Raw genomic sequence first — 13,967 nt, forward strand, 5'->3', positions numbered from 1 at the left:
CTGAAAAAAGTATCTTTTTTTTAACTTTCAGATACAACCTCTGTTTCTTCATTACCTTCCCATTGTCCAACAACTGAAGTAGCTAATGCATTACCTAAAACGTTTGTTGCACTTCTAAACATATCACAAAAGTGATCAATTGGCAAAATCAAGGCGATACCTTCTACAGGAATTTTAAACATTCCGCAAGTTGCAGCAACAACAACTAAACTAGCTCTTGGCACACCTGCAATTCCTTTACTGGTTAACATTAATACTAAAAGCATTACCATTTGAGTTCCTAAATCTAAATCAACTTTATAAAATTGAGCAATAAAAATACTCGCAAAAGTCATATACATCATACTTCCGTCTAGATTAAACGAATAACCAAGAGGCAGCATAAATGATACAATTCTATCTTTCACACCAAAACTTTCTAATTCTTCAGTTAATTTAGGAAAAACAGCTTCACTGCTTGTAGTTCCAAAAGCAATCGCCAAAGGTCCTACAATACGTCTTAACAACTCTGTCATTCTTCCTTTTAGAAAAATATAACCTACAGCAATTAAAACAACCCATAATGTACCAATTCCAAGTAAGAAAGACCCAAAGAATTTAAAGTATGTTATAATCAACTCTTCGGCATCTCTAATTGCAAATACACCTGCAATAGCACCAAATACTCCAATTGGAGCGAAGTTCATTACATAATTCACCATTTTCAAAACGATGTGTGACATTTTATCTAAAGCACCAATTACAGGCTTCACAGTATTTCCTAATGATGCAGCAGCCAATCCAAAAAAGATTGAAAACACAACGATTTGCAAAATCTCATTGGTTGCCATTGCCTCAAAAATACTTTTAGGAACGATATGTTCAACAAAATTCTCGAAAGATAAGTTTTGAGTTTTCCCAGTTACCTCTGTTGCAGATGCCATATCAACATGTCCTAAGTTGATTCCAACTCCAGGTTCTAAAATATTAACATAAAACAACCCTATCAATAAGGAGATAAATGAAGCTGTAAAAAACCATCCAAGTGCTTTTCCTCCAACCCTTCCAACTGTTTTTATATCACCTAATTTTGCAATTCCAACCACTAAAGTTGTAAAAACTAAAGGCGAAATAATCATTTGCACCAAACGGATAAAAATAGTTGCCAGCATTTTTATTTTGTTGCTGAAAGACAACGCAGCTTCTGGCGAAATATAATGGTGCAATGTAATTCCTAGAGCTGCTCCAAGAACCATAGCAATTAAAATTTGCCCAGTTAGTCCTGAAAGAAATGATTTTTTTTTGGTTTCTGTAACTTGTTGCATTAATTTGTTTTTTAATTATTAAAATATAAGACCCTCACTGTCTTAACTTTTATTAATATGTTTTGTTGATTAAATAAAAATCAGCCAAAACAATTGCGGCCATTGCTTCAACAATTGGCACAGCACGAGGGACAACGCACGGATCATGACGTCCTTTTCCGGTCATTGGTGTTATGTTTCCTTTATTATCAAGTGAATCTTGAGTTTGCATAATTGTAGCAACCGGTTTAAAAGCAACTCTAAAATAGATATCCATTCCGTTGCTGATTCCACCTTGAATTCCACCTGAAAGATTTGTTTTTGTAGTTCCGTCAGGATTATATAAATCGTTATGTTCGCTTCCTTTCATTTCAGATCCAGAAAATCCGCTTCCGTATTCAAAACCTTTAACTGCATTTATAGAGAGCATCGCTTTTCCTAATTCAGCATGTAATTTATCAAATACCGGCTCTCCTAAACCAACTGGAACATTTTGAATTACGCAAGACACAACACCTCCAACGGTATCTCCTTGTTTGCGAATATCACGAATATATTCTTCCATAATTGCTGCTGATTTTTCGTCTGGACAGCGAACTGGATTGCTTTCGATTTTAGAAAAATCTAAATCTTGATAAGGTGTATCTAAATGAATAGGTCCAACGGAAGAAACGTAAGCATTAATTTTAATTTCAGGCAGCATTTGTTTTGCAATTGCTCCTGCTACAACTCTGCTTGCCGTTTCACGTGCAGAACTTCTTCCGCCGCCGCGATAATCACGAAAACCATATTTTTGATCATACACATAATCAGCATGACTTGGTCTGTAATTATCTTTTATATGCGAATAGTCGTCTGACTTTTGGTTGGTGTTTGGAATAATAAAACCTATTGGTGTTCCGGTAGTTTTACCTTCAAAAATTCCAGATAAAAACTGAACTGCATCTGGTTCTTTACGTTGGGTAACAATTGCTGACTGTCCTGGTTTTCTGCGAGACATTTCAACTTCAATTGCTTCTAAATCAAGTTCAATTCCTGATGGACAACCGTCTATAATTCCGCCTAAAGCTTCACCATGAGATTCTCCAAATGTCGTAACTTTATATAGGGTGCCGTAGCTATTTCCTGCCATTGTTATTTGTTTTGAGCAAATGTAAGTTTTATGAATTAAATTAAAAAATTTAAAATTGTTATTGTTAATTAAAGATCAAACAAATAAAAATCACAATTTATTAAAACTGCAGCCAAATTAGTAACCTTTTGATAAAACCGTTTTACGAAGAGATTCTTTTATTTGCTAAACTTCAAATTAATAAAAATTGAAAAAAAGAAATGTTGAATTGGTCATTATCTCAGATGTCCACTTAGGAACTTACGGAAGTCACGCCAAAGAATTAAACAACTATTTATCAAGCATTAAACCTAAAACTTTAATACTTAACGGAGATATAATTGATGCGTGGCAGTTTAGAAAATCTTACTTTCCTAAATCGCATTTAAGAGTTATACAACGTATAATAGGAATGGCTTCTAAAGGAACAAAAGTCTATTATATTACTGGAAATCATGATGAAATTCTCCGAAAATTCAGCGACATGAATCTAGGAAATTTTAGTTTGGTTGATAAATTAGTTTTAGAATTAGATGATAAAAAAGCTTGGATTTTTCACGGAGATGTATTTGATGCTTCTGTTCAACACTCAAAATGGATTGCAAAACTAGGCGGCTTAGGATATGATTATTTAATTTTGAGTAATCGTTTTGCTAATTGGTGTTTGGCAAAACTAGGTCGAGAACCTTACTCTTTCTCAAAAAAAATAAAAGCCAGCGTAAAAAAAGCTGTTAAGTTCATCTCAGATTTTGAAACCACTGCAACTGATTTGGCTATCGAAAAAAATTACGATTATGTAATCTGCGGACATATTCACGAGCCCAAAATAGTTACAAAAGAAAACAAACACGGATCAACATTATATTTAAACTCCGGTGACTGGATCGAAAATTTGACAGCATTAGAATATCATAAAAAACGCTGGAAATTATATTCTTATACAGAAAGTAATTTTTCAGAAGAAGAAAATCTTTTCGAAATGGAAGACATTATTACCTCTCAATTAATCTCATCAATAATTCTTAAATAGTTAACATATAGCAAACCACTACTTTTAGGTTAATTTACAACGTTTCAAATGTTGCGAAATGTGAATTATATAACAATTTCCAAAAATCTTATACGTTCTTGAATTACGAGAACTATACATTTGAAAAAAATTAATTTAACCATTTTATGAAAAAGATTATTCTATCTGCCATTATGCTATTAGGATTAGCATTTACGGCTCAATCACAAGAAATTTCAAAAAACGCTCTTGGTATACGTTTAGGCGACAATAACGGTTTTGGAGGTGAAGTATCTTACCAACTGGGATTAAATCAAAAAAATAGACTTGAATTTGATTTAGGATGGAGAAACAGCAGCGATGTTGACGCCATTAAAGGTGTTGCTTTATACCAATGGGTTTGGAACATTGACGGCGGTTTTAACTGGTATGCTGGTGTTGGTGGTGGATTAGCCGCATGGGATCATGATTATTACAATAACAACTACAAATATAACGACAGCGGAACTTATGTTTTTGCAGCTGGAGATATTGGTATAGAATACAGATTTAGTGAAGTGCCAATTACATTATCATTAGATGCCAGACCTGAAATTGGTTCTGGATATTATGATGATGACAACTTCGGATTTGATGTTGGCCTTGGTGTTAAATTTAGATTTTAATCAAAAAAAATCAACAACTAAAAAAGAAAAAACCTGCCGTTTTAAATACGGCAGGTTTTTTTTATGCTTAAAAAAACAAGAAACACTTGCTTTAAAATCCTAAATACTTACAGTGTATTATTTGATAATAATTTCTTTCTTAGAGTGTATTTTCACAACTGTATACGGATATGTAATAACCTGCATAACCATTGCATCTTTAGCCGGACTGTTTTCTTTTACAGTTATAATAATATTTTTATCTGTTTCCTCGACTTTATCAACTCCAATAGAATAACCTCCTGTATTTTTCTCTCCCATATTTAAAATAATATAGTTGGAATTATTAATATCAGTCTGTTTCATTTTGTCAGCCAAAAGCGGATCATTTTCTAACATTTTGATTTCGTTTGGCTCGGTCAAAATCTCATAAAACTTAATATTTCCACCGCCGTCAGACTGTTCCGTTAAAATCTCATACAAACCTTTTGAATCTGATGTTTTTTTAACACCGCAGGAAATCAAAACAAAAAGGACTAGAACCGAAATTACTTTTTTCATTTACGCTTATATTATTTAAAAACTTTTACTCTTTATAATCATCTATTGCTTTTTGATACAAAGCTTCATACTTAGGCAAGATGTTTTTAATATCAAACTTTTTAGCAACCTCTAAAGCGTTTAATTTAAATTGATTCAGAGTTTCATCGTCTTTTAAAATTTTAATAGCATTGGCAGCCATTTCCTCGACATTTCCAACATTACTTAAATAACCAGAAACTCCATCAAAATTAACTTCAGGCAAACCTCCAGAATTACTTGAAATAACAGGAACTCCGCAAGCCATTGCTTCTAATGCAGCAAGACCAAAACTTTCTGTTTCTGATGGAAGTAAAAACAAATCGGTAAAACATAAAATTTTATCAATCTCGTTGCTGTTTCCAAAGAAGATTACTTTATCATAAATCCCCAATTCCATGCACAAAACCTCTGCTTTTTCTTTCTCAGGCCCATCTCCCACCATCATTAATTTAGCAGGCATTACTTTCTGAATATTATAAAAAATCTTAATAATATCCGGAATACGTTTTACCTTTCTAAAATTACTAATATGTGTTATGATTCGCTCATCTTCTTTTGCCATTACATAACGATGACATGGCACAGTTGGATCTTTCTTAACTTTATCCAATTCAATAAAATTCGGGATTACCTTAATTTTATTTTTGATTTTGAACAGTTTCAAAGTATCATCTTTCAAACTTTGCGAAACTGATGTCACATAATCTGATTTATTGATACTAAAAGTTACAGCAGGTTTATAAAACGGATGATTTCCTACCAGCGTAATATCTGTTCCGTGAAGCGTTGTAATCATTGGCAGATTAATTCCTTCATTTTTCAGCATTTGTTTCGCCATATAACCCGCATAAGCGTGAGGGATTGCGTAATGCACATGAAGAACTTCGATTTTATACAATTTCACCATATCGACCAATTTACTTGACAAAGCCAATTCGTAAGGTTGATAATGAAAAAGTGGATATTCTGGAACGTTTACTTCGTGATAATGAACATTCGGATTTAAAAGCGCCAACCTAACCGGCTGACTATATGTTATAAAGTGTATTTCGTGTCCGCGTCTGGCTAATTCAAGGCCTAGTTCTGTTGCAACTACACCACTACCGCCAAATGTTGGATAACAAACTATTGCTATTTTCATGTATAAAATTTAATTCTACGAAAATACTCAAAAATACTGTTTAATTACCCTTTTCAATTGTTAGATTTTTGACAAAATTAGATTAATTCTAGTGAGTTTTTTCTCTAGAAGCAGAACCATATCGGCCGGAAGAAACTTCAGTCCCGCTGTACGCTCTATCTTTTCCTGTCTAAAGAAGCCAGAAAAAGGATATCGCTTCCATCGGGGCTAGATTAGACGTTTTGTTTTTATAAGAACATGCTTAAACCAACTTTGACAAACTTTCGCAAAAACCTGAAACTTGAAACCTGAAACCTGAAACTTAAAGTTTCATGCCTTTTAAATATTTTACAAATTACTCTTAGAAAAATCTGCTGTGCCAGCTGTCGGCAGCAGGAACTTCCCAAGATTCATTAAATTCTTCAATATTGTTGACTAAGTTATTGAAAACAATTGTGTTCTCAGAAACTGATTTATCCTTTACCATTTTCTTGAAATCAATTAATGGTTTATGTGCGATATGTTCTCCAAGTTTAAAAGTAACGTTCATTTTATCTAACAAATCAACGTTATATTTTTTTTCTAAACCTTGAATAAACTCAACCGAACTATCAATCGAGCAACCTGTAGCAGCTTGCACTTCTTGATTAACTGCTAATATGATAAAACGATTGTATTTAAGTAAAAATGAAGCTTCAAGACTTGTTCCGTGTGCGGCCCATTCTTCAACAAAAGCTTTCAAATCGGTTTCGATTTCAGAAAATTCTTCCTCAGAAAATTTTCTGTTCGATTGGTAAATCCAAACTCTAGATTCACCAGGTAAATTTTCAAAAGGTATATACATTTTTAAATTTTAGATTTTAAATTATAAATTTTAGATTTTTAAAGAGTTTTGAATAAACCTTTGCTCTTTTGAATCTTTTCCACTTTGCACCTTAAAACTATAGATCTTGTGCATTAGCAATTAATTCTGCAATATCCAGCACTTTTACCTGCCCTTCTTTTTCTTGATGCTTGATACCATCTGTCAACATTGTATTACAGAAAGGACATCCTGCCGCAATAATATCTGGTTTCACTTCTAAAGCGTCTTCTGTACGTAATACATTAACTTCTTTATTTCCTGGTTCAGCATCTTTAAACATTTGCGCGCCACCAGCTCCACAGCATAATCCATTAGCTTTAGAACGCTTCATTTCGACTAATTCAACATCTAACTTCTGAATTAAATCTCTTGGAGCTTCATAAACTTTATTTGCTCTTCCTAGGTAACAAGGATCGTGAAAAGTGATTCTTTTTCCTTTAAATTGTCCGCCTTCTACAGTAAGTCTTCCATCATCAATTAATGATTTTAAAAACTCTGTATGATGAATAACTTCATAGTTTCCACCTAATTCTGGATATTCATTTTTTAAAGTATTAAAACAGTGCGGACAAGCGGTAACAATTTTTTTTGCTTCATAGGCATTCAAAACCTCGATATTCATCATGGCCTGCATTTGAAACAAAAATTCATTTCCAGCACGTTTTGCAGGATCACCAGTACAGCTTTCCTCTGCACCCAAAACTGCAAATGAAACATTAGTACGGTTTAATATGCGTACAAATGCTTTTGTGATTTTTTTTGCTCTATCATCAAAACTCCCAGCGCAACCTACCCAGAATAAAACTTCTGGCTGTATTCCCTGAGCTAGCATTTCAGCCATTGTTGGCACTACTAAATTTTCTGACATCTTTTTTTGTTGTTAAATCGGTTAATCGTTTATTTGGTTAATCGCACTCTTTGCTATTACCTACTAAAAACCTTACTATTTTTATTCAAATCGCTTAAACAGTTAAAGAAATAACCAATTAAACTTTTCTAATTTTCGTTTTTCCAATTTAAACGGTCTTGCTGACTGTATTGCCAAGGAGCACCGTTATTTTCAATATTAGTCATCATTGCATTCAATGACATTGGCGCAGCACTCTGCTCCATCACTAAATAACGACGCATATCCATAATAATAGACAACGGACTAATATTAACAGGACATTCTTCTACGCAGGCATTACATGAAGTACAAGCCCACAATTCTTCCGGTGTAATATAATCGTTTAATAAGGTTTTATTATCTGGTACAAAAACACCTTTATTAGCGTCGATATTATTTCCTACTTCTGTTAAACGGTCTCTTGTATCCATCATAATTTTACGTGGAGACAATTTCTTTCCTGTTTGATTTGCTGGACAAGATGATGTACAGCGTCCGCATTCTGTACAAGTATAAGCATTCAACAATTGAACCCAATTTAAATCCTGAACATCGCTCGCTCCAAACTTACTCGGAGCTGCATTTTCATCAACAGGAGCAGCTGCAAATGGATCTGCATTTGGATCCATCATTAACTTAACTTCCTTTGTTACAGAAGCTAAATTATCAAACTGACCTTCTGGATTTAAATTTGCAAAATAAGTATTAGGGAAAGCTAAAAGAATGTGCAAATGTTTTGAGAAGTATAAATAGTTCATAAAAACTAAAATACCCGCAATATGCAGCCACCAAAAAGCTTCAAACAATAATGAAACTAATTCGTTTGACATTCCATTAAAAATTGGAGCAATAAACTGACTTACTGGAAAACTTCCTGCTTTATGAAAATGAGAAAATCCGCCTGGAACATTCTGCAAATGCAAATCGGAAGCATTCATCAATAAAAACAAAAGCATCAAAACGGTTTCAAAATACAAAATATAATTTGCATCGCTTTTAGGAAATCCGTTTAAGTCAGGATTTATAAAACGTTTAAGTCTAATAACGTTTCTTCTAATCCAGAAAACTACAACAGCAAAAATTACAAGTATTGCCAGTATTTCAAAAGAAGCTATTAAAACATCATAAACCACACCTAAATAAGGCGCAAAAATTCTATGAGTTCCAAATAACCCATCTATAATAATTTCAAGTAACTCGATATTAATAATTATGAAACCTACATATACAAAGATATGAAGTATTCCAGCTACAGGGCGTCTCACCATTTTTGACTGCCCAAGAGCAATCATTGCCATGTTTTTCCAGCGCGCTTTAGAATTATCCTTTCGATTTACATCTACTCCCAAGTTAATGTTTCGGATGATTTTTTTCACGCTCGCTGCAAAAAAACCAAAACCAACTATAAGAAGTATGGCGAACAAAATATTATCTAAATAACTCATTACAATTATTTTTTATCAGTTGAATTTACATCTTCAGCAGGAGCTACATAAGGTTTGTTTTTCTTTCCAAAAAGAGAAACATTTACATATCGTGTTGGGTATAAACGAACGTCCTGTAACAACAATTCAAGTTCCTTTGAAGTTTTTGCAAGGTTATTATAAAGAGCATCATCATTTAATAATTTACCTGCAGTACCTTTTCCAGAATTTAAATTAGCCATAATACCATCAACTTTAGCCAAAGTTTGATTTAGGTTTCTAACCGTTTTTCCTAAATCGGCTTTGTTTAAAGAATCTGAAATTTTATTAAAGTTGCTTGACATTTTATTAAAGTTTGTCACAACTCCATTTATCTGACCTTTATTAGTATCTAAGATATTATTAATACTTCCTGAAGCTTTATGAAATTGCTCCATAGTCTGACTTAACTCAGCCAAAGTTTTCTTTAAATCGTCTTGCGTTTTTTTATCTAAAACATTGTTTAATCCTGTTACAAGATTATCAATATTTAGAAGCATTTTTTCTAATTTCATCTGAATAGGCTCAATTTTTCCGCCTAAAGATTCTGTCAAACCTAATTCAACAGTTCCTGCTAATTTTTGACCATCTTCTACAGGATCTTTATCTGTAAGATTTGGAACAATTTTTATCTGTTTTCCTCCAATTAAACTTGGAGAGTACAAAGCAGCTGTACTAGTTTTAGAAATTGGAAAATCTGTTTTTAATTGTAATTCAACTAATAATTTTCCTGTTATTTCATTAATTGTGATTTTATTTACTTTACCAATAGAAAGTCCGTTAATGGTAACAGGTGCTGATGCTGACAAATCCTCTACATTGTCGTATTCGACATATAATGTTTTGTAATTCGTAAAAAGGTCTCTGCCTTTTAAAAAACTGTAGCCCCAAATAAATAATAAGATTGACGCGATGACTAAAATAGCCGTTTTAATTTCTCTTGTTAGTTTCAAAATTCTAAGTGTTTGTACAAAAATAATATAAATATTCGAACTAGGGCTTATTATTTAATGGCGTCTTGAATGCTGATTTTTTGACCATCACGATTCGCAATTAAAAAAGCTGCTCCATAACCTTTACTTTTAGCTTCTTGCAAATATTTTTTTGCAGTTTCGTAATCTGAAGTTTCTTGGTAGAAATATTTATAAATATTATTTTCATATAACATTGTCACATTATTTAAACCTTTAAAGTTTTTAGCATCCAAAGGTGTTTTTTTAATGCTGGCAATTAACTGAACTTTGAAAAAAGTGCCTTTTGGAGCATTTTTTGCCACTGCAGCAGATTCTACCACTTTACTCTTTGCAGGAGTAGATGTATCTCTAGCTGGTCGCGCCTCAATTATTTCTGGTGTCCCTGAACCAAAATACTCTCTTTTATAACTTAAAATAGCTTCTGCAATTGCTTTAGCGACTTCATCCTGTCCTTCTTCAGAATTTAAAACATTTCCTTCCGTTGGATTAGAGATAAACCCTGTCTCAATTAATACTCTTGGCATATAAGCTTTATGCAAAACCATAAAACCAGCTTGTTTTACTCCTCCGTCTCCTCTGCGAACTTTTCCCAGTTTACCAAAATTCTCCTCTACTTTAATAGCCAAAGAGATACTATTATCAAGATATTCTTCTTGCATTAGATTCATTCCAATCATAGACTCTGGCGACTTTGGATCGTAACCATCATATTTCTGCTTATAATCTTTCTCTAGAATAATAACGGAGTTTTCATTTTTTGCAACTTCCAAATTTGAAGCTGTTTTACTCAAACCCATTACATAGGTTTCTGTACCAAATGCCGCTGTATTTTTGTTAGCATTACAGTGAATGGAAACAAAAATATTAGAGTTTGCTCTGTTAGCAATATTTGCTCTTTCGATCAAATCAACAAAAACGTCTGTTTTTCGCGTGTAAATAACATTAACATTAGGATTAAGCTCTAAAATTTTTCCAACTTTTAGAACAATTGCTAAGGCGATATTTTTTTCGATCCGTCCGCTGTAAACAGCGCCAAAATCATGATCTCCATGTCCAGCATCAAGTGTAACTTTAAAAACGTTAGCTTGACTGTAAGCACAAAAAGACATTATTGTTAGAAAAAAAGTAAAGATTACCTTAATTTTGCTCAATCTATTCATAAATCTAAAAGTTAATTTTAATAAAACGCAACTGCTATAATTTTTATAATTGATTATTTTTGCCAAAAAATTATATGTAAGTTTGACATGTCAAAAAACAAGCCATAATTTTACAAAAATAGCATTTAAACCTTTGCACACAAACTTATTTAATATCGTTTTATTATCATTTTTCCTATCTGCAGGATGTGGTAAATTATATTCACAAGAGATAAAATCCAAAAAAAAGTCTTTGCCCGCTGTAAAACAAACAGATAAGCCTCAAATTAAACCTATTGACACTATTAAAGTAGACAGCATTAAGCCAACGAAGACTTTTTTAGACGGGAAAGTAAAATACAAAGCAAAGGATTACGCCAAAATAGATCAGAAGAAAAAAATCATTACTCTTTATAATGAAGCTGAATTATATTATAAAGATGTTGAACTAAAATCTGGTATAATTGTACTTAATTACGAAAAAGACGAAGTTTATGCCGGCCGAATAAAAGATTCTGCAGGTGTATTAACACAATACCCAAACTTCAAACAAGGCGCAAGCGAGGTTCAACCCGACTCTATACGTTTTAATTTTAAAACAAAAAAGGCCTTAATTTACAACTCAAGAACTGAGCAAGGCGAATTTAAAATAAAAGCAGCGGTAACTAAAAAAGAGAATGACTCTGTTTACTTTTTAAGAGGTGCTCGTTTTACAACTGCTCAAGATATCGATAATCCTGAATACTACTTTCAAACTAATAAAGTAAAATTTATTCCTGGTAAAAAAGTTATTACAGGTTTAACAAACATGGTTATTGCAGATGTTCCTACACCTCTAGCCTTACCTTTCGCTTATTTTCCGATGAGTCAGGAAAAAAGTGTTTCTGGTATTATTATTCCAAGTTACAACGATTCAAACACTCGTGGATTCTCTTTACAAAATGGAGGTTACTATTTTGCTTTGAGCGATAATTACGACTTAACAGTTTTAGGAGATTACTATACAAATGGGAGTTACGCCATGCGATTTGAATCGGCGTATGCAACACGGTATAAATATCGAGGGAATGTCAATATTCGATTCGAAAACCTGATAAACAGCGAAAGAGGATATCCAGACTACTCCAAACAAAATATCTACAACATTCAGTGGTCACACTCAAAGGATACAAAATCAAATCCTAACTCGAGTTTTTCTGCTTCTGTAAATATGGGTAGCAGTAAATATTTTAAGCGATCTATCAATCAGGCCAACATTGGATCTAACTTAAATAATACTTTAAGTTCGTCTATTTCATACAACAAAACATTCAATACAATTCCAGGTTCACGTATATCGTTGTCTGCTACGCACCAACAAAATACGCAAACCGAAGAAATCTTAATGACACTTCCTAATCTTCAAGGAAGTATTGATCGTGTTTATCCATTTGTTGGAAAAGATGGTGTAAAAAAAGGTTTTATAAAAAACATAAACCTACAGTATAACGTAACTGGAAAGAATAACTTTAAAACAACGGATTCTTTATTCTTTAAACCGCAAATGTTTAGAGATGCTCAAATTGGTATGCAGCATTCTATTCCAATAAGCACCAATTTCAAAATATTCAAATACTTTAGTGCGGGAGCTTCTACAAATTATCAAGAAACTTGGGTGACCAAAACAATTGAAAAGAATTACGATGTAGATAAAAGTGCGGTTGTAGATAAAACTGTAAATGGTTTTGACTCTTATAGAACTTATAATTTCAGCACTAATTTAGGTACTACAATTTATGGTACATTTAATTTTGGAGCTGATAAAAGAATCCAGTCTATTCGTCACGTCATGAGACCAAGTATTACTTACTCTTATACGCCGAGTTTCGAAAGATACTACGATCATTATACTGTTGATGCTGCAGGAAAGATTTCTACAGATGAATATTCTCGTTTTGCAAACGGTATTTACGGTGCACCTGGAAAAGACAATTCTAACATTGTTGGTTTTTCTTTAAGCAATACTTTTGAAGCTAAAGTAAGAGATCGTGACAGCACAAAAACGGAACCTAAAAAGATAATGCTGTTAAACAATTTAAACTTCAGCACAAGTTATAATTTTAATGCAAACGGTAAAGAAACATTGGCTTTTCAGCCTATTCTCGTGAGTGGTGGAACACAGCTTTTTCAAAACAAAATGAATGTCAATTTTGGAGCTGTTTTAAATCCATATGCAATTGACAATGCAGGTAACGTAATGAATATGTACAACATTGACAATGGCGGAAGTTTATTTAGAATGACCAGTGCGAATGTTACTATGAATTACTCTTTTTCGAATAAAGGAGGGGATAATAAAGAAAAAAACAATCAAAGTCAGCGGAATGGTGGTCGTAATGATGATTTATTTGGTACAAATACAGACTTAAACGACAGCCGAAACAGCCAATTTGCAAACGAAAAAGACGACGATAAAGATGTAATTACGGAGTTCTTCAGCTCAAAATTACCTTGGGATATGACGCTTGCTTATTCCTTGACATACTCGAATGCTAACAGAGAAAACAAAATAACCGGAAACTCAATCATGGTTTCTATGAACATGGATATTACGCCTAAATGGAAAGGCGGGGTTTCGACTGGATTTGATTTTGTTCAAAAAGGGGTGACTTTTACTCAATTTCGTTTTGAAAGGGATTTGTTAAGCTGGAGAATGGCTTTTAACTGGACACCTATTGGACCAAATTCTAACTGGAATTTCTTCATCGGAATTAAATCTGGTATGTTGAGTGACATTAAATGGAATAAGCGAAGTACTTCAAATCGATAATCCATTTGCTTAACTGTTTTATTATGATTAGAAGATCGTAATAATTATTATATCATAATTGTTTAAAAACAAATAGTAT

At 32.9% G+C, this 13,967-nt stretch carries 12 protein-coding genes; 3 read left to right on the forward strand and 9 right to left on the reverse strand.

All coding sequences use genetic code 11. The features are described 5' to 3' along the window. Nucleotides 1-20: 20 nt before the first annotated feature. Together B0A81_RS17355 and aroC are read right to left on the reverse strand one after the other, a co-directional pair. On the reverse strand, nucleotides 21-1,304 hold the full coding sequence (locus B0A81_RS17355; protein ID WP_089059186.1) for a dicarboxylate/amino acid:cation symporter: 1,284 nt from the start codon (nucleotides 1,302-1,304) through the stop codon (nucleotides 21-23). A gap of 52 nt (nucleotides 1,305-1,356) precedes the next feature. After that, a complete protein-coding gene (gene aroC / locus B0A81_RS17360; RefSeq protein WP_029273121.1) occupies nucleotides 1,357-2,415 on the reverse strand; it encodes a chorismate synthase in 1,059 nt (352 codons plus the stop codon). A gap of 187 nt (nucleotides 2,416-2,602) precedes the next feature. Here aroC and B0A81_RS17365 point away from each other — a divergent pair, with 187 nt between their 5' ends. Then, a complete protein-coding gene (locus tag B0A81_RS17365) occupies nucleotides 2,603-3,424 on the forward strand; it encodes a UDP-2,3-diacylglucosamine diphosphatase (protein WP_089059187.1) in 822 nt (273 codons plus the stop codon). 146 nt (nucleotides 3,425-3,570) lie between these two features. Next, a complete protein-coding gene (locus tag B0A81_RS17370) occupies nucleotides 3,571-4,068 on the forward strand; it encodes a hypothetical protein (RefSeq protein ID WP_089052808.1) in 498 nt (165 codons plus the stop codon). A gap of 117 nt (nucleotides 4,069-4,185) precedes the next feature. On the opposite strand, the gene B0A81_RS17375 is transcribed toward B0A81_RS17370, so the two are convergent. From B0A81_RS17375 to B0A81_RS17405, 7 genes are all read right to left on the reverse strand, one after another. Continuing rightward, complete coding sequence (locus B0A81_RS17375) at nucleotides 4,186-4,608, reverse strand: protease complex subunit PrcB family protein (protein WP_089059188.1); 423 nt, start codon at nucleotides 4,606-4,608, stop codon at nucleotides 4,186-4,188. A gap of 25 nt (nucleotides 4,609-4,633) precedes the next feature. Beyond that, nucleotides 4,634-5,770, reverse strand: a complete 1,137-nt coding sequence (gene bshA / locus B0A81_RS17380) for an N-acetyl-alpha-D-glucosaminyl L-malate synthase BshA (RefSeq protein WP_089059189.1) — start codon at nucleotides 5,768-5,770, stop codon at nucleotides 4,634-4,636. A 340-nt stretch (nucleotides 5,771-6,110) separates the two neighbouring features. Further along, nucleotides 6,111-6,593, reverse strand: coding sequence for an ABC transporter ATPase (locus B0A81_RS17385; RefSeq protein WP_089052805.1), 483 nt, complete (start codon nucleotides 6,591-6,593; stop codon nucleotides 6,111-6,113). 97 nt (nucleotides 6,594-6,690) lie between these two features. Continuing rightward, nucleotides 6,691-7,482: a (Fe-S)-binding protein gene (locus B0A81_RS17390; RefSeq protein ID WP_089052852.1), complete on the reverse strand. Its 792-nt coding sequence runs from the start codon at nucleotides 7,480-7,482 to the stop codon at nucleotides 6,691-6,693. A 128-nt stretch (nucleotides 7,483-7,610) separates the two neighbouring features. Beyond that, entirely contained in the window at nucleotides 7,611-8,948 is a 1,338-nt protein-coding gene (locus B0A81_RS17395; protein ID WP_089059190.1) for a (Fe-S)-binding protein, read from the reverse strand. A gap of 5 nt (nucleotides 8,949-8,953) precedes the next feature. Further along, complete coding sequence (locus B0A81_RS17400; RefSeq protein WP_089059191.1) at nucleotides 8,954-9,919, reverse strand: MlaD family protein; 966 nt, start codon at nucleotides 9,917-9,919, stop codon at nucleotides 8,954-8,956. Nucleotides 9,920-9,969: 50 nt separating this feature from the next. Then, complete coding sequence (locus B0A81_RS17405; protein WP_089059214.1) at nucleotides 9,970-11,100, reverse strand: N-acetylmuramoyl-L-alanine amidase family protein; 1,131 nt, start codon at nucleotides 11,098-11,100, stop codon at nucleotides 9,970-9,972. Between the two features lie 49 nt (nucleotides 11,101-11,149). On the opposite strand from B0A81_RS17405, the gene B0A81_RS17410 reads away from it, so the two are divergent. Continuing rightward, complete coding sequence (locus B0A81_RS17410; RefSeq protein WP_089059192.1) at nucleotides 11,150-13,888, forward strand: putative LPS assembly protein LptD; 2,739 nt, start codon at nucleotides 11,150-11,152, stop codon at nucleotides 13,886-13,888. Nucleotides 13,889-13,967: the final 79 nt, after the last annotated feature.

The sequence above is a fragment of the Flavobacterium plurextorum genome (genome assembly GCF_002217395.1).
GTDB classification, from domain to species: domain Bacteria; phylum Bacteroidota; class Bacteroidia; order Flavobacteriales; family Flavobacteriaceae; genus Flavobacterium; species Flavobacterium plurextorum.

Excerpts from the sequence above, each read along its gene's own strand:
- B0A81_RS17355 (WP_089059186.1), bottom strand. The coding sequence starts at position 1,304 with ATGCAACAAGTTACAGAAACCAAAAAAAAATCATTTCTTTCAGGACTA.
- aroC (WP_029273121.1), bottom strand. The coding sequence starts at position 2,415 with ATGGCAGGAAATAGCTACGGCACCCTATATAAAGTTACGACATTTGGA.
- B0A81_RS17370 (WP_089052808.1), top strand. The coding sequence starts at position 3,571 with ATGAAAAAGATTATTCTATCTGCCATTATGCTATTAGGATTAGCATTT.
- B0A81_RS17375 (WP_089059188.1), bottom strand. The coding sequence starts at position 4,608 with ATGAAAAAAGTAATTTCGGTTCTAGTCCTTTTTGTTTTGATTTCCTGC.
- bshA (WP_089059189.1), bottom strand. The coding sequence starts at position 5,770 with ATGAAAATAGCAATAGTTTGTTATCCAACATTTGGCGGTAGTGGTGTA.
- B0A81_RS17385 (WP_089052805.1), bottom strand. The coding sequence starts at position 6,593 with ATGTATATACCTTTTGAAAATTTACCTGGTGAATCTAGAGTTTGGATT.
- B0A81_RS17390 (WP_089052852.1), bottom strand. The coding sequence starts at position 7,482 with ATGTCAGAAAATTTAGTAGTGCCAACAATGGCTGAAATGCTAGCTCAG.
- B0A81_RS17395 (WP_089059190.1), bottom strand. The coding sequence starts at position 8,948 with ATGAGTTATTTAGATAATATTTTGTTCGCCATACTTCTTATAGTTGGT.
- B0A81_RS17405 (WP_089059214.1), bottom strand. The coding sequence starts at position 11,100 with ATGAATAGATTGAGCAAAATTAAGGTAATCTTTACTTTTTTTCTAACA.